Source organism: Pseudomonas oligotrophica (assembly GCF_021726475.1).
Classification (GTDB): domain Bacteria; phylum Pseudomonadota; class Gammaproteobacteria; order Pseudomonadales; family Pseudomonadaceae; genus Stutzerimonas; species Stutzerimonas oligotrophica.
In genome coordinates this window covers 301040-319649 of the sequence record NZ_JAKJRU010000001.1, presented here as the reverse complement: position 1 = coordinate 319649, position 18610 = coordinate 301040, and the positions used below count along the sequence as shown (strand labels likewise).

Here is an 18610-nt window from a genome sequence, read left to right as displayed (position 1 = left end):
CCTACGAGTCCGTGAGGGCAGGCGCCGTGTGGGAGTGGACTTGCCCGCGATCGGCTGCGCACCGATCCCGAAAGCCAGCGTAGGGTGGGAAACTCGCGCAGCGATTTCCCACCGCCAAGGTCTTGGGTGAAAAAGGCCGGAGGCCGCTTCCCACCCTGCGCCTCACTCGGCCAGGCCGACCTTGCGGGCCAGCTCCACGGTGCGGTTGGCGTAGCCCCACTCGTTGTCGTACCAGGCGTAGAGCTTCACCTGGGTGCCGTTGACCACCAGGGTCGACAGCGCGTCGATGATCGACGAGCGCGGGTCGGTGCGGTAGTCGATCGATACCAGCGGGCGCTCCTCGTAGCCGAGGATGCCCCTGAGTTCGCCCTCGGCCGCGGCCTTGAGCAGCTGGTTCACCTCCTCGGCGGTGGTGGCGCGTTCCACTTCGAACACGCAGTCGGTGAGCGAGGCATTGGCCAGCGGCACGCGCACGGCGTGGCCGTTCAACCGCCCGCGCAGTTCGGGGAATATCTCGGCGATGGCGGTGGCCGAGCCGGTGGTGGTGGGGATCAGGCTCATCCCCGAGGCGCGGGCGCGGCGCAGGTCCTTGTGCGGCTGGTCGAGGATGCTCTGGGTGTTGGTCAGGTCGTGGATGGTGGTGATCGAGCCGTGGCGGATGCCGAGGTTCTCGTGGATCACCTTGACCACCGGCGCCAGGCAGTTGGTGGTGCAGGACGCAGCGGTGACGATGCGGTGCTGGGCCGGGTCGAACAGCCCGTCGTTGACGCCCATGACCACGTTCAGCGCGCCCGGCTCCTTGACCGGCGCGCTGACCACCACGTGCCTGACGCCCTGTGCCAGGTAGGCCTCGAGCACGGCGACGCTCTTCATCTTGCCGCTGGCCTCGATCACCAGGTCGCAGCCGGACCAGTCGGTGTCGGCGATGGCCTTGTTCGCCGTGACCCGGATGCGTTGGCCGTCGATCAGCAGGCCGTCACCGTCGCTGCCCGCCTCGTGCTGCCAGCGGCCGTGCACCGAGTCGAAGTTGAGCAGGTGGGCGTGGGCCGCCGCATCGCCGGCCGGGTCGTTGATCTGCACGAACTGCAGCTCCGGCCAGCCCCAGGCCGCGCGCAGCGCCAGCCGTCCGATGCGGCCGAAGCCGTTGATGCCTACCTTGATGGTCATGAAGCAGTCCTCGAATCAGGCGCCACGCGGCGCGAACATGATGATGGCCATGCCGGCGAGGGCCACTGCCGAACCCAGCAGGTCCCAACCCGTGGGCCTTATGCCGTCGACGATCCACAGCCAGAGGATCGCCGCGCCGATGTAGACGCCGCCGTAGGCCGCATACACCCGCCCGGCCGCGGTCGGGTGCAGCGACAACAGCCAGGCGAACAGCGCCAGCGAGGCCGCCGCCGGCAGCAGCAGCCAGGCGCTCTTGCCCTGGCGCAGCCAGAGGTACGGCAGGTAGCAGCCGACGATCTCGGCCACGGCGGTCACGGCGAACAGCGCGAAGGTCTTCAGCATGCAGGCCGCCTACTGGCCGAACTGCCCGAGCCAGGCGACATGTGCCGGATGCTGGATGGCCTTGGGCCGCAGGGCCTGGACCCGGGTCACCGCCTCGGCGCGCGGCAGGCCACGGTCGATGAGGATGCGCGCGGCGATCAGCCCGGTGCGCCCGGAACCACCCTTGCAGTGGATGGCGACGCCGCGGCCCTCGTCGAGCAGCGCCTGGATGCGTTCGCGGGCCTGGCGCCAGGCGGCGTCGAAGTCATCCAGCGGCACCTGCTCATCGGCCACCGGCAGGTGGAACCATTGCAGGTCGCGTGCGGCGCACAGCGCCGGCAGTTCGCCGGCCTGGTTCTGCTCCAGCTCGGCGGCCGGCATCAGGGTGACCAGCGCCTCGGCGCCGGCCGCCCGCAGGGTGTCGAGGGCCTCGGCCACGCCGGTTTCCCTGCTCCCCGGGCAGGGGGTGAAGATCAGCCGACCGGAACAGCCGGGGACGTCGAGGATGTCGTAGGGATGGGACACGTTGGATTTCCTTGGGCGTTCAGAGGGTGCGCTGGTTGACCCGCGCCGACAGCGCCTCGGCCGATTCCTTGCGCTCGGAGTAGCGCTCGACCAGGTAGTCGGCACGCCCGCGCAGCAAGAGGGTGAACTTGACCAGTTCCTCCATCACGTCGACCAGCCGGTCGTAGTAGGCCGAGGGCTGCATGCGCCCGGCCTCGTCGAACTCCAGGTAGGCCTTGGCCACCGAGGACTGGTTGGGGATGGTGAACATGCGCATCCAGCGGCCGAGCACGCGCATCTGGTTGACCGCGTTGAACGACTGCGAACCGCCGCAGACCTGCATCAGCGCCAGGGTCTTGCCCTGGGTCGGGCGCAGCGCGCCGAGCGTCAGCGGGATCCAGTCGATCTGCGCCTTGAACACCGCGCTCATCGCGCCGTGGCGCTCCGGCGAGCACCACACCTGGCCTTCCGACCAGAGCACCAGCTCGCGCAGCTCCTGCACCTTCGGGTGCGTATCGGGCGCATCGTCCGGCAGCGGCAGGCCGGACGGGTCGAAGATCCGCGTCTCGCAGCCGAAGGCCTGCAGCAGGCGCGCAGCCTCTTCGCTCAGCAGGCGGCTGTAGGAGCGCTCGCGGCAGGAACCGTAGAGCAGCAGGATGCGCGGCGGATGTGCCGGTGCGCCGGCGGCGCCGAGCCGCTCGGGATCGGGCTGCTGCAGCAGATCGGCGACGAGGTTGGGTAGATCGTGCATGGCGGCTCCGGTGGTTTCAGCCGCACAGCGAGGCGCGGCCGGGGCGTTCGCTCATCCCGGCCAGCCGGCGTGCCTGCGGGTCGAGCCAGTGGCGGTTGGAATCGAGCATCAGCTTGAGCAGTTCGTGCACCCAGTCCGGCAGGTCCGGGTGCAGCCGGTAGTAGACCCACTGGCCCTGGCGACGGTCGGCGAGCAGGCCGCTGCTGCGCAGCTGGGCCAGATGGCGCGAGACCTTTGGCTGGCTCTCGCCGAGCGCGCCGACCAGCTCGCAGACGCACAGCTCGCCCTCGCGGGCGACCAGCAGGGCGATGCGCGTGCGGGTCTCGTCGGCCAGGGCCTTGCAGAGCAGCGGCGGGGTCAGGTGTTCGGTCATCGGAGGCTCGGCGCAGGTAGGCCTGCAAACATATGCATATTCGAATATTCGGTAAAGCCCTTATTTCCATAGAACTCTTTTTTTCTAGATAATAAATATTCGACTATCCATATGTATTCAATATCCCACATGGCTTATCGCCGATGCGGTTCGTCAACGGTCCTGGACCGGTGCCGGTAAGCCGACACCGGTCCAGATCAACGAATCGGCCGCACGGGCGGCGTAGCCTGTGGCAAGCGATGGCCCGCGGCGGGCCGTCATCCCGGGAGCGCCATCGATGCCCGAGCTCGAAACCACCCCCGCCAGCCGGCCTTCCCTGTTCCAGCACCTGCTCGGCTTCTGGCGCGGGCGCCCCGGCGAGGCGCGCCTGCTGCTGGGCATGGGCGCGCTGTTCGCGCTGATCTTCTTCCTGCCGATGGGACAGCCGCGCTTCGAGAACGCCGTGCTCGAGGGGCTGCACCTGACCCGCTGGTACGCCCGCGAGCATGTGATCCTCTGCCTGCTGCCGGCCTTCGTCATCGCCGGGGCGCTGGCGGTGTACATCAGCCAGGGCGCGGTGATGCGCCACCTCGGGCCGCGCGCGCCGAAGCCGGTGGCCTTCGGCGTCGCCTCGCTGTCCGGGACCCTGCTGGCGGTCTGCTCGTGCACCGTGCTGCCGCTGTTCGGCGGCATCTATCGCCGCGGCGCCGGGCTCGGGCCGGCGATCACCTTTCTCTATGCCGGGCCGGCGATCAACCTGATGGCCATCGTGGTCACCGCCAAGGTGCTCGGCGCCGAGCTGGGCATCGCCCGCGCGCTGGGCGCGATCCTCTTCTCGGTTCTGATCGGCGTGCTGATGCAGCTGCTCTACCGGCGCGAGGAAAGCGCCCGCGCTGCCAAGGGCGCACGCGGCTTCGCCGCCGATGACGACGGCCATCCGCTGGGCGACGTGGTGGCGCTGTTCGGCCTGATGATCGGCATCCTGGTGTTCGCCAACTGGGCGCAAGCCGACAGCGCCGCCTGGATGGCCGTGCATGCCTGGAAGTGGCCGATCACCGCGCTGCTGGCCGCCCTGCTCGGCCTGCTGCTGGTGCGCCGCTGGCAGTGGGCGCCCGGGCCGCTGCTGGTGCTCGCCGTGCTGCTCGGGCTGGTCGCGCTGCTGCGCCCGCAGTGGCCGGAGCTGGCGATGCTGATCGGCATCGGCGGGCTGATGCTGCTGGCCAGCCGCGAGAATGCCGCCGGCCAGGAGTGGGTCGCGCAGAGCTGGGACTTCACCCGGCAGATCGTGCCGCTGCTGCTTGGCGGCGTGCTGCTCGCCGGCCTGCTGCTCGGGCGCCCGGGGCACGAGGGGCTGATCCCCTCGCACTGGGTGGCCTGGGCGGTGGGCGACAACAGCCTCGGCTCGACGCTGATCGCCGCGGTGCTCGGCGCCTTCATGTACTTCTCGACGCTGACCGAGGTGCCGATCGTCGAGGGCCTACTCGGCGCCGGCATGGGCAAGGGCCCGGCGCTGGCGCTGCTGCTGGCCGGCCCGGCGCTGTCGATCCCCAACATGCTGGTGATCCGCACCGTGCTGGGCACGCAGAAGACGCTGGTGTACTGCCTGCTGGTGGTGGCGATGGCCACGCTCACGGGCTATCTCTACGGCCAATTGTTCTGAGGAGAACGCGATGAAACTGACCGTCTATGGCTCCGGCTGCGCCAAGTGCCAGCAGCTGGCCCTGAATGCCGAGGCCGCGGCGCGGCGCCTGGGCCTCGAGGTCGCGGTGGAGAAGGTCACCGACGTCAACGCCATCATCGATGCCGGCGTGCTGCGCACCCCGGCGCTGGCGGCAGACGACGAGATCCTGGTCGAGGGCAAGGTGCCGAGCAGCAACGAACTGGAGGTGCTGCTCGGCCGCTGACGCGCCGCTTACTGGTCGCGGTCGATGTTGAACGGCGACCAGGCCTGGCGGGTCGGCATCACTTCCAGGCGGTTGATGTTGATGTGCTCCGGCAGGCTGGCGACGTAGAAGATCTGCTCGGCGATGTCCTCGGCGGTCAGCGGCGTGGTGCCGCGGTAGAGGCGGTCGCTGGCGGCCTGGTCGCCCTTGGTGCGGACCAGGGTGAACTCGGTCTCGGCCATGCCCGGGGCGATGTCGGTGACGCGCACGCCGGTGCCCAGGAGGTCGCAGCGCAGGTTGTAGCCGAACTGCTCGACGAAGGCCTTGGTCGCGCCGTAGACGTGGCCGCCCGGGTACGGCCAGTGCCCGGCCACCGAGCCGATGTTGACGATGCTGGCGCCGGCACCGGTGGCGATCAGCGTCGGCAGCAGCGCATGGGTGACGTTGACCAGGCCGGTGACGTTGGTATCGATCATGGTGTGCCAGTCGGCCAGGTCGACCTGCTGCGCCGGTTGCGGCGCCAGCGCCAGGCCGGCGTTGTTGACCAGGCAGTGCACCTGGCGGAACGCCTCGGGCAACTGCTCGACTACGTCGCGCACCGCGCCGGCGTGGCGCACGTCGAGGGTGGCGATGTGCACCGGCACCTTGGCCGCCAGCTCCTGCTGCAACGCCTCCAGACGCTCGCTGCGCCGCCCGGTGAGCACCAGCGCCCAGCCGGCCTCGGCGAAGCGCCGGGCGGTGGCGCGGCCGAAGCCGGAGGTGGCGCCGGTGATGAACACGATCTTCTGGGTCATGGGTCGTCCTCTCTGACTGGCGGGCCGGGTAGACGGCGCCGCGATGAAAACCGCACCAGCTTAGGGGCGATCGCCGGGCAGGCAAAGCCTCGCGTGCGCTGATCGCACGGCCTGCTGTCATCGAGCGTCACCGAAAGGTCATCGCAGCTTCATGCAGCCTTCGCCGGACTGAAACAGCCGCCCCCTACCTTCTCGTCTAGACAAGTTGGCCGCCTGCCCGGCCACCCACAGACGAGAGGCAAGACGATGAACGCAATTTCCGTCGAGCGACTGAACAAGAGCTTTGCCGGCAAGCAGGCGCTGTTCGACCTGAAGCTGTCGGTGCAACCGGGCGAGATGGTGGCTCTGATCGGCGCCTCCGGCTCGGGCAAGTCGACCCTGCTGCGCCACCTGGCCGGCCTGGCCTGCTGCGACCGCGAGCGCGGCGGGCGCATCGAGGTGCTCGGCCGCGAGGTGCAGGCCACCGGCCGCCTGCACGGCGAGGTGCGCCGCCTGCGCGCCGAGATCGGCTACATCTTCCAGCAGTTCAACCTGGTCGGCCGCCTCAGCGTGCTGGACAACGTCCTGCTCGGCTTTCTCGGCCGCATGCCGCGCTGGCGCGGCTCGCTGGGCCTGTTCAGCGACGCGCAGAAGCGCCAGGCCATGACCGCGCTGGAACGCGTCGGCCTGGCCGAGCGCGCCGACCAGCGCGCCTCGACCCTTTCCGGCGGCCAGCAGCAGCGGGTGGCGATCGCCCGTGCGCTGACCCAGCAGGCCGAGGTGATCCTCGCCGACGAACCCATCGCCTCGCTCGACCCGGAGTCGGCGCGCAAGGTCATGGAAATCCTCGCCGACATCAACCGCGAGGACGGCAAGACCGTGGTGGTGACCCTGCATCAGGTCGACTACGCGCTGCGCTACTGCTCCCGCGCGGTGGCGCTCAAGCACGGGCGCATCCACTACGACGGCCCGTCGGCGGCGCTCGGCGACCGCCTGCTCAACGACCTCTACGGCGCCGACCTGGACGCCAGCCTGCTGTTCTCCGACCGCACGCGCGGCGCCGAGCCGCGCACGCTGCAGCTGGTCAACGGCTGAACCGCACCCCGACAACCAACGCCACACCAGGAGTGACCTCCATGTTGAAACGCTTCAGCCGTGCGCTCGCCGCCTCCACCCTGCTCGCTGGTGCGATGTTCGGCACCGCCCAGGCCGCCGAGACCCTGACCTTCGGCATCATTTCCACCGAGTCGTCGCAGAACCTGCGCAGCATCTGGGAGCCCTTCCTCGCCGACATGAGCGAGCAGACCGGCTACCAGGTGAAGGCCTTCTTCGCCCCCGACTATGCCGGGGTGATCCAGGGCATGCGCTTCGACAAGGTCGACCTGGCCTGGTACGGCAACAAGTCGGCGATGGAAGCGGTGGATCGCGCCGGCGGCGAGATCTTCGCCCAGACCGTCGCCGCCAACGGCAGCGAGGGCTACTACAGCCACCTGATCGTGCATCAGGACAGCGCCCTGAACTCGGTCGAGGACGTGCTGGCCAAGGCCAAGGAGCTGACCTTCGCCAACGGCGATCCGAACTCCACCTCCGGCTACCTGGTACCCGGCTACTACGTGTTCGCCCGCAACAAGGCCGACGCCAGCCGCATCTTCAAGCGCACCCTCAACGGCAGCCACGAGGTCAACGCCCTCTCGGTGGCCAACAAGCAGGTCGACGTCGGCACCTTCAACAGCGAGAGCATGGAGCGCCTGATGATCACCGCGCCAGACAAGGCCGCGCAGCTGAAGGTGATCTGGACCTCGCCGCTGATCCCCTCCGACCCGCTGGTCTGGCGCAAGAGCCTGACCGACGAACAGAAGCAGCGCGTCCGCGAGTTCTTCATGACCTACGGCGCCAAGCCGGCCGAGAAGGAAATCCTCGCCGCGCTGCAGTGGGCGCCGTTCCGCGCCTCGGACAACGACCAGCTGCTGCCGATCCGCCAGCTCGAACTGTTCAAGAAGCGCAGCGAAGTCGCCGCCGACGCCAAGCTCGCCGACAGCGAGCGCGAGGCGCAGCTGCAGGCGCTCGACCAGGAACTGGCCAAGCTGGAGCAGCGCATGGCCGAGCTCGAGCAAAACAAGGCCGCCAAGGCCAGCTGACCCACGCCGGACGTGGCGCCTGGCGCCACGTCCGCGCCGCTTGCGAGAACCCCGGATGACCACCCTGAGCACCACGCCGCCCCTGGCGAACCCCGAGAAGCGCAGCTGGCCGCGCCTGGCCGGCTGGACCCTGTGCCTGGCCGTGCTGGCCTGGTCCTGGCAGGGCGCGGAGATGAATCCGCTGCTGCTGATCCGCGACAGCGCCAACATGGCGACCTTTGCCGCCGACTTCTTCCCGCCGGACTTCAGCAACTGGCAGCTGTACCTCAGGGAGATGATCACCACGGTGCACATCGCCCTCTGGGGCACCCTGCTGGCGATCGTCTGCGCCATCCCGCTGGGCATTCTCAGCTCCGAGAACATCGTGCCATGGTGGGTCTACCAGCCGGTGCGCCGGCTGATGGACGCCTGCCGTTCGATCAACGAGATGGTCTTCGCCATGCTCTTCGTCGTCGCCGTCGGCCTCGGCCCCTTCGCCGGCGTGCTGGCGCTGTGGATCAGCACCACCGGCGTGCTCGCCAAGCTGTTCGCCGAAGCGGTGGAAGCCATCGAGCCGGGCCCGGTGGAAGGCGTGCGTGCCACCGGCGCCAGTGCGCTGCAGGAAGTCATCTTCGGGGTGATTCCGCAGGTGCTGCCGCTGTGGATTTCCTACTCGTTGTACCGCTTCGAATCCAACGTGCGCTCGGCCACGGTGGTCGGCATGGTCGGCGCCGGCGGCATCGGCGTACTGCTGTGGGAGGCCATCCGCGGCTTCCAGTTCGGCCAGACCGCCGCCCTGCTGCTGATCATCGTCGCCGTGGTCAGCCTGATCGACCTCGTCTCCCAGCGCCTGCGCAAGCGCTTCATCTAAGGAGTGGGCGCCGCTGCGCCCTTTTTCAGCCATGCAGTTGTCTAGACAACCCAGCGAACCGCTCTACCTCGAACTGGCCGGCGTGCTGCGCCGCGAGCTGCGCGACTACCGCAGCGGCGACTTCCTGCCCAGCGAGATGCAGCTGGCGCGGCGTTTTTCGGTCAACCGCCACACCCTGCGCCGCGCCATCGACGAGCTGGTGCACGAAGGCCGCCTGCTGCGCCGCCAGGGCAAGGGCACCCAGGTGCTGCAGCGCCCGCTGGTCTATCCGCTGCAGGCCGATAGTGCCTACAGCGATGCGCTCGCTGCCCTCGGCGTGCGCACCGAGGCGCGCCTGCTCGCGTGTCGCCAGCTCAGCGCCAGCGCCGAGGAAGCGCGCCACCTGCAACTGGCCGAAGGCGCCGCGCTGATCGAGCTGAGCACCCTGCGCCTGCTCGACGGCGAGCCGGTCAGCCTGATCCGCCACCGCTACTGCGCCAGCCACGCCGAACGGCTCGCCGACTACCAGGGCGGCTCGCTGCGCCGCTACCTCGGCGAACGCGGCCTGCCGCTGACGCGCCGTTTCAGCCTGATCGGCGCACGCCTGGCCGATCGCGACGAGGCCGCACAGCTGCTGATGCCCCTGCGCATGCCGCTGCTGTCGGTGTTCACCCTGTCCTGCGATGCCAGCGGGCGACCGGTGGAGATCGCCCTCTCGGCCAGCCGTTCCGACCGCTTCCAGTACCAGGTCGCCACCTGATGGAGAACCCCATGCACACCCGCGAACAATCCCCGCGCCAGCGCTGGATGGCCGTGCTGGCCCGCGCCAGCGCCGCCGACCTGGCGCCTTTCGAGAGTGACCTGCGCGACTGCGCCTACCAGCTGATCCGCCCCGCGGAAATCGGCATGACCCTGGTGCGCGGCCGCATGGGCGGCACCGGCGCGCCGTTCAACCTCGGCGAGATGAGCGTCACCCGCTGCGTGGTGCGCCTGGCCGATGGCAGCACCGGCTACAGCTACCGCGCCGGCCGCGACAAGCGCCAGGCCGAGCTCGCCGCGCTCGCCGATGCCCATCTGCAAGGCCCGCAACAGAGCCGCTGGCTCGCCGAGCTGATCGAACCGCTGGCCGTCGCGCAGGCCCGCCGTGCCGCGCAAAAGGCTGCCGAAACCGCCACTACCCGCGTGGAGTTCTTCACGCTGCTGCGAGGAGAAGACTGATGAATAGCGCCCCATCCGACCTGTTGCAGGCCGCCTTCGCCGACCCGGTGCTGGATGCACAGAAGAGCTTTCGCGCCGCGCTCAAGTCCCTGGCCGAGCCGGGCACGTGCCAGCCGCTGGTCAACGTCGCCGCCATCGACCATCTGCAGGCCGCCAGCTACGCGCTGTGCCTGAGCCTGCTGGATAACGACACACCACTGTGGCTGGCGCCGGCCTTCGACACCCCGGCGATTCGCGCCAACCTGGCCTTCCACTGCGGCTGCCCGATCGTCGAGGCGCGTGAGGAGGCCATGTTCGCCCTGCTCGACGCCGCCGCGCTGGACGACCTCTCCGGCTTCTACAACGGCAGCGAGCGCTACCCGGACCAGTCCTGCACGCTGCTGATCCAGCTCGACCGTCTCGACCGCGGCCCGGCGCTGAGCTGGCAGGGCCCAGGCATCGACGGCAGCCGCCTGGTCGGCCTGCCGCTGAAACCGGCGTTCTGGCAGCAGCGCGCCGCACGCAATGACTTCCCGCGCGGGCTCGATGCCCTGTTCTGCGCTGAAGGCGAAGTGCTCGGCCTGCCGCGTAGCACGCGCATCGGCGATTCGCTGCAGGAGGTGGCCTGATGTACGTCGCGGTCAAGGGTGGCGAACAGGCCATCGACAACGCCCACGCGCTGCTGGCGAAGAAGCGCCGTGGCGATACCGGCATCGCCGAACTCGGCGTCGAACAGATTCGCCAGCAGCTGCCGCTCGCCGTGGCGCGAGTGATGAGCGAAGGCTCGCTGTATGACGAGGAACTCGCCGCGCTGGCGATCAAGCAGGCCGCAGGCGATCTGGTCGAGGCGATCTTCCTCTTGCGCGCCTACCGCACCACGCTGCCGCGCCTGGCCGAAAGCCTGCCGCTGAACACCGGCGCCATGCAGCTCAGCCGGCGCATCTCGGCGACCTTCAAGGACGTGCCCGGCGACCAGCTGCTCGGCCCGACCTTCGACTACACCCACCGCCTGCTGGATTTCGCCCTGCTCGCCGAAGGCGAACGCCCCGGCCCGCCGGTGGATGAAAACACCACGCTGAGCAACTGCCCGCGGGTACTCGGCCTGCTCGGCGAGGAGGGCCTGATGACCCCGGAAATCGACCGCGGCGAGCCGGTGCCGGACCTCACCCGCGAGCCGCTGGAGCTGCCGGCGAGTCGCGCCGAACGCCTGCAGGCACTGGCGCGCGGCGACGAGGGCTTTCTCCTAGCGCTGGGCTACTCGACCCAGCGCGGCTACGGCCGCAACCACCCGTTCGCCGGCGAGATTCGCATCGGTACCGCCGAGGTCTGGATCGAGCCGCAGGAGCTGGGCTTTCCGGTCTGCCTCGGCGAGATCGAGCTGACCGAGTGCGAGATGGTCAACCAGTTCGTCGGCGAGAGCGCCGAGCAGGCGCAGTTCACCCGCGGCTACGGCCTGGCCTTCGGTTATGCCGAGCGCAAGGCGATGGGCATGGCGCTGGTCGACCGCGCGCTGCGTGCCGGCGAGTACGGCGAGGAAGTGCAGGGCCCGGCGCAGCAGGAGGAATTCGTCCTGATGCACTGCGACAACGTCGAGGCCGCCGGTTTCGTCTCGCACCTGAAGTTGCCGCACTACGTCGACTTCCAGTCCGAACTGGAGCTGATCCGCAAGCTGCGCCAGCCGCAAGCCGAGCAGACCGAAGCCGACGCCGAGACGCCAGCTAAGGAGAAACGCGCATGAATGCACAGGCCATTCCCGCCCGCGAGGCGGGCTACAACTTCGCCTACCTCGACGAGCAGACCAAGCGCATGATCCGCCGCGCGCTGCTCAAGGCAGTCGCCATTCCCGGCTATCAGGTGCCCTTCGGCGGTCGCGAGATGCCGCTGCCCTATGGCTGGGGCACCGGCGGCATGCAGCTGACCGCGGCCATTCTCGGCGCCGACGACGTGCTCAAGGTGATCGACCAGGGCGCCGACGACACCACCAACGCGGTGTCGATCCGCCGCTTCTTCGCCCGCACCGCCGGGGTCGCCACCACCGAACGCACCCCGGAAGCGACGGTGATCCAGACCCGCCACCGCATCCCGGAAACCCCGCTCGCCGCCGGGCAGATCATGGTCTACCAGGTGCCGATCCCCGAGCCGCTGCGCTTCATCGAGCCGTCGGAAACCGAGACGCGCACCATGCACGCGCTGGGCGACTACGGCGTGATGCACGTGAAGCTCTACGAGGACATCGCCACCTTCGGCCACATCGCCACCAGCTACGCCTACCCGGTGACGGTGGATGGGCGCTACGTGATGGACCCCTCGCCGATTCCCAAATTCGACAACCCCAAGCTGGACCGCAGCCCGGCGCTGATGCTGTTCGGCGCCGGCCGCGAGAAGCGCCTCTACGCCGTGCCGCCGTACACCCGCGTGATCAGCCTGGACTTCGAGGATCACCCCTTCCAGATCCAGCAATGGGAACAGTGCTGCGCCATCTGTGGCAGCGGCGATTCCTACCTCGACGAGCTGATCGTCGACGACGCCGGGACCAAGCAGTTCGTCTGCTCGGATACCGACTATTGCGCGCAGCGCGCCCAGCCCCAGGAGAGCCGCCCATGAGCGCCGCCGAACAACTGCTGCCCGCCGCGAGCACCGGCACCGAGCCGCTGTTCGCGGTGCGCGACCTGACCCGCCTGTACGGCCCGGACAAGGGCTGCCAGGGCGTGTCCTTCGACCTCTACCCCGGCGAAGTGCTGGGCATCGTCGGCGAGTCCGGCTCGGGCAAGTCCACCCTGCTCTCGCTGCTCTGCGGCCGCTGCCCGCCGGATCGCGGCACGGTGCTCTACCGCGACGCTGCCGGCGACTGGCTCGACCTCTACGCCGCCAGCGAGGCCGAGCGGCGCACGCTGCTGCGCACGGAGTGGGGCTTCGTCGAGCAGAACCCGCGCGACGGCCTGCGCATGGGCGTTTCTGCCGGCGCCAACATCGGCGAGCGGCTGATGGCCCAGGGCGTCAGGCATTACGGCCAGCTGCGCGCCGCCGGGCTGGACTGGCTCAGACAGGTGGAGATCGACCCGGCGCGCATCGACGACCTGCCGCGGACCTTCTCCGGCGGCATGCAGCAGCGCCTGCAGATCGCCCGCAACCTGGTCTCCAGCCCGAAGCTGGTGTTCATGGACGAACCCACCGGCGGCCTCGACGTGTCGGTGCAGGCACGTCTGCTCGACCTCTTGCGCGGGCTGGTGCGCGAGCTGGATCTCGCGGTGGTGATCGTCACCCACGACCTCGCCGTGGCACGACTGCTGGCCGACCGGCTGATGGTGATGCGTCGCTCGCGGGTGGTGGAGTCGGGCCTGACCGACCAGATCCTCGACGACCCGCAGCACCCCTATACGCAGCTCCTGGTGTCCTCGGTGCTGCAGCCATGAAGGAATCCGTCATGACGAACCTGATCGAGGTCCGCGACCTCGCCAAGACCTTCACCCTGCACCAGCAGCACGGCGTCAGCCTGCAGGTGCTGCGCGGGCTGAACTTCACCGTCGCCGCCGGCGAGTGCCTGGTGCTGCACGGCCAGTCCGGCGCCGGCAAGTCGACCCTGCTGCGCACGCTGTACGGCAACTACCTGCCGGCCGGCGGCAGCATCCGTATCCGCCATGCCGGTGACTGGCTGGAGCTGGTCGGTGCCGAGCCGCGCCAGGTCCTCGCCGTGCGCCGGCAGACGCTGGGCTATGTCAGCCAGTTCCTGCGGGTGATCCCGCGAGTGCCGGCGCTCGAGGTGGTGATGGAACCGGCGCTGGCGCGCGGCTGGAGCCGTGTCGATGCCGAGGTGCGGGCGGAGGCGCTGCTGACCCGGCTGAACATTCCCGAGCGGCTCTGGCAGCTCGCCCCCGGCACCTTTTCCGGCGGCGAGCAGCAGCGCGTCAACCTGGCGCGCGGCTTCATGGTCAGCTGGCCGGTGATGCTGCTCGACGAGCCCACCGCCTCGCTGGACGAAGCCAACGCCGGCGTGGTGCTGGAACTGATCGACGAGGCCAAGGCCGCCGGCAGCGCGCTGATCGGCATTTTCCATGACCGCGCGATCCGCGAGGCCGTCGCCGACCGTTACCTGGACATGACGCAGGAGGACCTGGCCCATGCCAGCTGAACAGATACTCAGCAACGCCCGCCTGGTGCTGGCCGATCAGGTGATCCACGGCAGCCTGCTGATCCGCGACGGCCTGATCGCCGATATCAGCGAGGGCGCCAGCAGCCTGCCGCAGGCCCAGGACCTGGGCGGCGACCTGCTGCTGCCGGGGCTGGTGGAACTGCACACCGACAACCTGGAAAAGCACATGAGCCCGCGCCCCGGCGTGGACTGGCCGTCCGCCTCGGCAGTACTGACCCATGACGCGCAGATCGTCGCCGCCGGCATCACCACGGTGTTCGATGCGCTGTCGATCGGCGACATCAACCCCAAGGGCAAGCGCATGCAGCAGCTCGGCGTGATGCTCGAGGCCATCGCCGAGGCCGAAGCGGCCGGGCAGACCCGCGCCGAACACCGCCTGCACCTGCGCTGCGAAGTCAGCCACCCGCTATGCCTGGAGCTGTTCCGCGAGCTGGTCGAGCAGCCGCTGGTGCAGCTGGTCTCGGTGATGGACCACGCGCCCGGCCAGCGCCAGTTCGCGCGCATGGAGAAGTACCGCGAGTACTACATGGGCAAGTACCACCTGAGCCCGGCGGAGATGGATGCCTTCGTCAGCGAGCAGCTGGCCAACTCGGCGCGGCACAGCGACCAGCAGCGCGCCGCCATCGTCGATATCTGCCAGGGCCGCGACCTGGCGCTGGCCAGCCACGACGACGCGACCCTGGAACACGTAACCGAGTCGGCGGACTACGGCATGGCCATCGCCGAATTCCCGACCACCTTCGAGGCCGCCGAGGCCAGCCACGCACGTGGGCTGAAGGTACTGATGGGCGCGCCGAACATCGTCCGTGGCGGCTCGCACTCGGGCAATATCGCCGCTGCCGACCTGGCCCGGCGCGGCGTGCTGGACATCCTCTCCAGCGACTACTACCCGGCCAGCCTGCTGCAGGCCGCGCTGGGCCTGGCCGAGCAGGACAACGGCTACGACCTGCCGCGTGCCATCGCCACCATCAGCCTGGCGCCGGCCCGCGCGGCCGGGCTGGATGATCGCGGCGAGATCGCCGTCGGCCTGCGCGCCGACCTGGTCCAGGCGCAGGTGCACAAGGGCCAGCCGGTGATCGGCCAGGTCTGGCGCCAGGGCCGGAGGGTGTTCTGATGCTGTCGCGTCGCGCAATGCTGGCCCATGCCGGGCCGGTTGCCGCTACGATGCCGGCACGTTCGCGTTTTTCCGCTGATGGAGGTGATCTGATGCAAGGCCGCCTGATCTACCTGACCGGCCCTTCCGGCGCCGGCAAGGACAGCCTGCTCGAGGCCGCTCGCGCAGCCCTCGCCGAGCGCGGCGTGCGCATCGCCCGGCGGGTCATCACCCGTTCGGCCGAGGCGGTCGGCGAAGCCGCGCACTCGGTGAGCGCCGAGGAGTTCGAACGCCTGGAGGCCGGGCAGGCCTTCGCCCTCGCCTGGCGCGCCAACGAACTGGCCTACGGCATTCCTGCCGAGATCGACGCCTGGCTGGCGGCCGGCGAGCACGTGCTGGTCAACGGTTCGCGCGGCTATCTGCCCGAGGCGCGCCGGCGCTACCCGGACCTGCTGGCGGTGCTGCTGAGCGTCGAGCAGGACGTGCTGCGCGAGCGCCTGCTGGCGCGCGGACGGGAAAGCCCCGAGCAGATCGAGGCGCGGCTGGCGCGCAATGCACTGTTCGCCGGCGAGCTGGACGACTACATCCGCCTGGACAACTCGACGCCGCTGGACGAGAGCGTCGCGCGGCTGCTGGCGCTGCTCGACGAGCACGTGCGATGCAGCTGACCCTGCTCGGCACCGGTGGCGCCTCACAGGTGCCCGTGTACAACTGCGCCTGCCCGGCCTGCACGCGCGCGCGGCGCGAACCGGCCTATCGCCGCGGCCCCTGCTCGGCGCTGGTGGAATGCGATGGCCAGCGCTGGCTGCTGGACAGCGGCCTGACCGACCTGGCCGAACGCTTCACCCCGGGCAGCCTCGCCGGCATCCTGCAGACGCACTACCACGCCGATCACTGCCAGGGCCTGCTGCACCTGCGCTGGGGCCTGGGGCTGCGCATCCCGGTGCACGGCCCGGACGATCCCGAGGGTTTCGCCGATCTCTACAAGCACCCCGGCATCCTCGATTTCAGCGAACCCTTCGCCGCCTTCGAACGCCGCCCGCTCGGCGCGCTGACGGTCACCGCGCTGCCGCTGGTGCATTCGAAACCCACCTTCGGCTACCTGCTCGAAGGCGACGGCCGGCGCATCGCCTATCTCACCGATACCCTCGGCCTGCCGGACCGTACGCGGGAGTTTCTGCAGGACATCGCGCTGGACGTGCTGGTGCTGGACTGCTCGACACCGCCGCGCGACATGCCACCGCGCAACCACAACGACCTGAGCCGCGCGCTGCAAACCGTCGAGGCGCTGCAACCGGCGCAAGCCGTGCTGACCCATATCGGCCATGAGCTGGATGCCTGGTTCATGCAGGCGATCCGGGACTTGCCGGGCAACGTGCGCCTGGCGCAGGACGGGATGAAGCTGTAGCGCTTCGCGATAGGCGTTTCCATCGTCCAGAGGCGGGATAAACACCGAGCCGCCTGCTCGCAACGCGTGGAAAACGCTGCGCGGCTTTCCACCCTACGATGCCGAGACCCGATGGCGATGGCGATGGCGATGGCGATGGCGATGGGAGCGTAGGGTGGATAACGCGAAGCTTATCCACCATGGGTCCGTTGCATGGCGAAACGTCGGGCAGGGCCTCCGACGCGTGGAAAACGCTTCGCGGTTTTCCACCCTACGGCCATGAAGCATGGAGCGGATTCCGGGCTGGCGTCGGCTAGCGCCCCGGCTGCGGACGGAATCCCGGCACGCTGCCCGGCCGCTCGATGCGCGCTGCCGGCAGGGTGCAATGGAGGTCGCGATAGGCGCGCTCGTCGAGGCGCTGCCAGCCATCGCCCGGCGAAGTCTGGCGGCAGATCACGGTGCCATCGAGCTTGCTCTGCCACTGGTAATACGGCGCCGGGCCGGCGAGCGCCGGCTGCATGCAGCAGAGCAGAACGAACAGCGGCAGGATGCGCATGACGGGCCTCGAGGCACAGGACGGGCCCACTTTAGCGGGACAGCCCGCCGGCGCAAGCACCGCCCGGCGGCCACCGCGCCCGCATCAACTGCCTAAGGTGCGCCGTGCGCATCGGAACCTACGCAAGGGTGCGCAGGACGCACCCTACGGTATTGGCTGCACCATGCGCATCGGCTGCGCGGGGTGCGTACAGCGCACCGGCCACCACCCTTATGCTGCGCCAAGCACACGCTACGGCTACGCCGCACCACATAGGCAAGAAACCGCTTACCGGGTCTTCCCTGTAAGCGGATTTCTGCCGAAATCCAGCCAGTGGCCCAACAAAAGTGGCTTTCTAGAGCCTTTGCGTGCGAATGGCACAGTTCCTGCCCCTCTTTCCTTGCCCGATGCGATCAACGACAAGAAAAGCCGCACAGCGCACCTCCTGCTTTCGCCTGCGAAAGCCCTCCGTGTGTCTCCGCCTGTTCTTGTCCGCCACAGCTATCGGCTGTGACTGATCGGCTATCGTCAGTTCTGCGAAAACCAATAACAACGAAACGGAGAAACACCATGAGACTGACCAAGAAACTCGGCCTGCTCGCTGCTGCAGCGGCCTTCACCGCCAGCACCGCAGCGGTGGCTGCGCCGACCTTCATCAACATCCTCACCGGCGGCACCAGCGGCGTGTATTACCCGATCGGGGTGGCGATCTCCCAGCTGTACAGCAAGGGCATCGACGGCTCGAAGACCTCCGTCCAGGCGACCAAGGCATCCGTCGAGAACCTCAACCTCCTGCAGGCCGGCCGTGGCGAGCTGGGCTTCGCCCTCGGTGACTCGGTCGCCGACGGCTGGAACGGCGTGGAGGACGCCGGCTTCAAGGCACCGCTGAAGAAGCTGCGCGCCATCGGCGGGGCCTACCCGAACTACATCCAGATCGTCGCCAGCCAGGAATCGGGCATCAAGACCCTGGCGGATCTGAAGGGCAAGTCGATCTCCGTCGGCGCGCCGAAATCCGGCACCGAGCTCAACGCCCGCGCCATCCTCAAGGCCGCCGGCCTGAGCTACGAGGACATGGGCAAGGTCGAGTACCTGCCGTTCGCCGAGTCGGTCGAGCTGATCAAGAACCGCCAGCTGGATGCCACCCTGCAGTCCGCGGGCCTGGGCATGGCCGCGATCCGCGACCTGGCCTCGACCATGCCGCTGAACTACGTGGAAATCCCCGAGGATGTGGTCGCCAAGATCAACAACCCGGCCTACCAGGCCGCGAAGATCCCGGCGGGCACCTATGACGGCCAGCAGGCGGACGTACCGACCGTGGCCATTACCAACATCCTGGTGACCCACGAGGGTGTCTCCGACGACGTCGCCTACCAGATGACCAAGCTGCTGTTCGACAACCTCGAGCAGCTGGGCAAGGCGCATTCGGCGGCCAAGGACATCAAGCTGGAAGCCGCGGCCAAGGATCTGCCGATCCCGCTGCATCCGGGCGCCGAGCGTTTCTACAAGGAAGCCGGGGCACTTTGATCCCGG

Annotated in this window: 23 protein-coding genes; 16 read left to right on the top strand and 7 right to left on the bottom strand. The window is 69.0% G+C overall.

Features of this window, described 5'->3' with window-relative positions; translation table 11 throughout:
* Window positions 1-162: 162 nt before the first annotated feature.
* Genes L3N39_RS01540 through L3N39_RS01520 form a run of 5 tightly spaced genes read right to left on the bottom strand, consistent with a single transcriptional unit; the run spans window position 163 to window position 3116 of the window.
* Complete coding sequence (locus tag L3N39_RS01540) at window positions 163-1167, bottom strand: ArsJ-associated glyceraldehyde-3-phosphate dehydrogenase (protein ID WP_237255453.1); 1005 nt, start codon at window positions 1165-1167, stop codon at window positions 163-165.
* A 15-nt stretch (window positions 1168-1182) separates the two neighbouring features.
* Window positions 1183-1509, bottom strand: a complete 327-nt coding sequence (locus tag L3N39_RS01535; RefSeq protein ID WP_237255452.1) for a YnfA family protein — start codon at window positions 1507-1509, stop codon at window positions 1183-1185.
* Between the two features lie 9 nt (window positions 1510-1518).
* A complete protein-coding gene (locus tag L3N39_RS01530) occupies window positions 1519-2013 on the bottom strand; it encodes a phosphatase domain-containing putative toxin (RefSeq protein ID WP_237255451.1) in 495 nt (164 codons plus the stop codon).
* Window positions 2014-2032: 19 nt separating this feature from the next.
* A complete protein-coding gene (arsH, locus tag L3N39_RS01525) occupies window positions 2033-2743 on the bottom strand; it encodes an arsenical resistance protein ArsH (RefSeq protein ID WP_237255450.1) in 711 nt (236 codons plus the stop codon).
* Between the two features lie 16 nt (window positions 2744-2759).
* Entirely contained in the window at window positions 2760-3116 is a 357-nt protein-coding gene (locus L3N39_RS01520; RefSeq protein WP_237255449.1) for a metalloregulator ArsR/SmtB family transcription factor, read from the bottom strand.
* A 277-nt stretch (window positions 3117-3393) separates the two neighbouring features.
* Here L3N39_RS01520 and L3N39_RS01515 point away from each other — a divergent pair, with 277 nt between their 5' ends.
* Both L3N39_RS01515 and L3N39_RS01510 read left to right on the top strand, forming a co-directional pair.
* Window positions 3394-4755: a permease gene (locus tag L3N39_RS01515; RefSeq protein WP_237255448.1), complete on the top strand. Its 1362-nt coding sequence runs from the start codon at window positions 3394-3396 to the stop codon at window positions 4753-4755.
* Window positions 4756-4765: 10 nt separating this feature from the next.
* Window positions 4766-4999: an MTH895/ArsE family thioredoxin-like protein gene (locus tag L3N39_RS01510; protein WP_237255447.1), complete on the top strand. Its 234-nt coding sequence runs from the start codon at window positions 4766-4768 to the stop codon at window positions 4997-4999.
* An 8-nt stretch (window positions 5000-5007) separates the two neighbouring features.
* Here the strand turns inward: L3N39_RS01510 and L3N39_RS01505 are convergent, their stop codons facing one another.
* Window positions 5008-5772 (bottom strand): SDR family NAD(P)-dependent oxidoreductase, encoded by a 765-nt coding sequence (locus tag L3N39_RS01505; protein ID WP_237255446.1) that lies wholly within the window; start codon window positions 5770-5772, stop codon window positions 5008-5010.
* Window positions 5773-6018: 246 nt separating this feature from the next.
* Between L3N39_RS01505 and phnC the strand changes: the two genes are divergently transcribed.
* The 13 genes from phnC to phnP all read left to right on the top strand — a co-directional run bounded on the left by phnC (window position 6019) and on the right by phnP (window position 16566).
* On the top strand, window positions 6019-6846 hold the full coding sequence (phnC, locus tag L3N39_RS01500) for a phosphonate ABC transporter ATP-binding protein (protein ID WP_138300688.1): 828 nt from the start codon (window positions 6019-6021) through the stop codon (window positions 6844-6846).
* A gap of 41 nt (window positions 6847-6887) precedes the next feature.
* A complete protein-coding gene (gene phnD / locus L3N39_RS01495) occupies window positions 6888-7889 on the top strand; it encodes a phosphonate ABC transporter substrate-binding protein (protein ID WP_237255445.1) in 1002 nt (333 codons plus the stop codon).
* A 55-nt stretch (window positions 7890-7944) separates the two neighbouring features.
* On the top strand, window positions 7945-8739 hold the full coding sequence (gene phnE, locus L3N39_RS01490) for a phosphonate ABC transporter, permease protein PhnE (protein WP_237255444.1): 795 nt from the start codon (window positions 7945-7947) through the stop codon (window positions 8737-8739).
* Between the two features lie 31 nt (window positions 8740-8770).
* Window positions 8771-9478 carry a phosphonate metabolism transcriptional regulator PhnF gene (gene phnF, locus L3N39_RS01485; RefSeq protein WP_237255443.1) on the top strand — a complete coding sequence of 236 codons (708 nt, stop codon included), beginning with the start codon at window positions 8771-8773 and terminating at the stop codon, window positions 9476-9478.
* Between the two features lie 11 nt (window positions 9479-9489).
* Window positions 9490-9936: a phosphonate C-P lyase system protein PhnG gene (phnG, locus tag L3N39_RS01480; protein ID WP_054094298.1), complete on the top strand. Its 447-nt coding sequence runs from the start codon at window positions 9490-9492 to the stop codon at window positions 9934-9936.
* Window positions 9936-10544, top strand: a complete 609-nt coding sequence (phnH, locus tag L3N39_RS01475) for a phosphonate C-P lyase system protein PhnH (RefSeq protein ID WP_237255442.1) — start codon at window positions 9936-9938, stop codon at window positions 10542-10544. The genes phnG and phnH overlap by 1 nt, the downstream gene beginning before the upstream one ends.
* Entirely contained in the window at window positions 10544-11653 is a 1110-nt protein-coding gene (locus L3N39_RS01470; protein WP_237255441.1) for a carbon-phosphorus lyase complex subunit, read from the top strand. The genes phnH and L3N39_RS01470 overlap by 1 nt, the downstream gene beginning before the upstream one ends.
* The gene (locus L3N39_RS01465; RefSeq protein WP_237255440.1) at window positions 11650-12519 is read left to right on the top strand and encodes an alpha-D-ribose 1-methylphosphonate 5-phosphate C-P-lyase PhnJ; all 870 of its coding nucleotides are present in this window, start codon (window positions 11650-11652) and stop codon (window positions 12517-12519) included. Before L3N39_RS01470 ends, L3N39_RS01465 begins: the two co-directional genes overlap by 4 nt.
* Complete coding sequence (phnK, locus tag L3N39_RS01460; protein ID WP_200597128.1) at window positions 12516-13328, top strand: phosphonate C-P lyase system protein PhnK; 813 nt, start codon at window positions 12516-12518, stop codon at window positions 13326-13328. The genes L3N39_RS01465 and phnK overlap by 4 nt, the downstream gene beginning before the upstream one ends.
* An 11-nt stretch (window positions 13329-13339) precedes the next feature.
* Window positions 13340-14044, top strand: a complete 705-nt coding sequence (phnL, locus tag L3N39_RS01455; protein ID WP_237255439.1) for a phosphonate C-P lyase system protein PhnL — start codon at window positions 13340-13342, stop codon at window positions 14042-14044.
* Window positions 14034-15179: an alpha-D-ribose 1-methylphosphonate 5-triphosphate diphosphatase gene (locus L3N39_RS01450; RefSeq protein WP_237255438.1), complete on the top strand. Its 1146-nt coding sequence runs from the start codon at window positions 14034-14036 to the stop codon at window positions 15177-15179. Before phnL ends, L3N39_RS01450 begins: the two co-directional genes overlap by 11 nt.
* A 92-nt stretch (window positions 15180-15271) precedes the next feature.
* A complete protein-coding gene (phnN, locus tag L3N39_RS01445; RefSeq protein ID WP_237255437.1) occupies window positions 15272-15826 on the top strand; it encodes a phosphonate metabolism protein/1,5-bisphosphokinase (PRPP-forming) PhnN in 555 nt (184 codons plus the stop codon).
* Window positions 15817-16566, top strand: coding sequence for a phosphonate metabolism protein PhnP (gene phnP, locus L3N39_RS01440; RefSeq protein WP_237255436.1), 750 nt, complete (start codon window positions 15817-15819; stop codon window positions 16564-16566). Before phnN ends, phnP begins: the two co-directional genes overlap by 10 nt.
* 292 nt (window positions 16567-16858) lie before the next feature.
* Here phnP and L3N39_RS01435 read toward each other — a convergent pair whose 3' ends face one another.
* Window positions 16859-17101, bottom strand: a complete 243-nt coding sequence (locus L3N39_RS01435) for a hypothetical protein (protein WP_237255435.1) — start codon at window positions 17099-17101, stop codon at window positions 16859-16861.
* Window positions 17102-17650: 549 nt separating this feature from the next.
* Between L3N39_RS01435 and L3N39_RS01430 the strand changes: the two genes are divergently transcribed.
* A complete protein-coding gene (locus tag L3N39_RS01430; protein ID WP_237255434.1) occupies window positions 17651-18604 on the top strand; it encodes a TAXI family TRAP transporter solute-binding subunit in 954 nt (317 codons plus the stop codon).
* The last annotated feature ends 6 nt before the right edge of the window (window positions 18605-18610 follow it).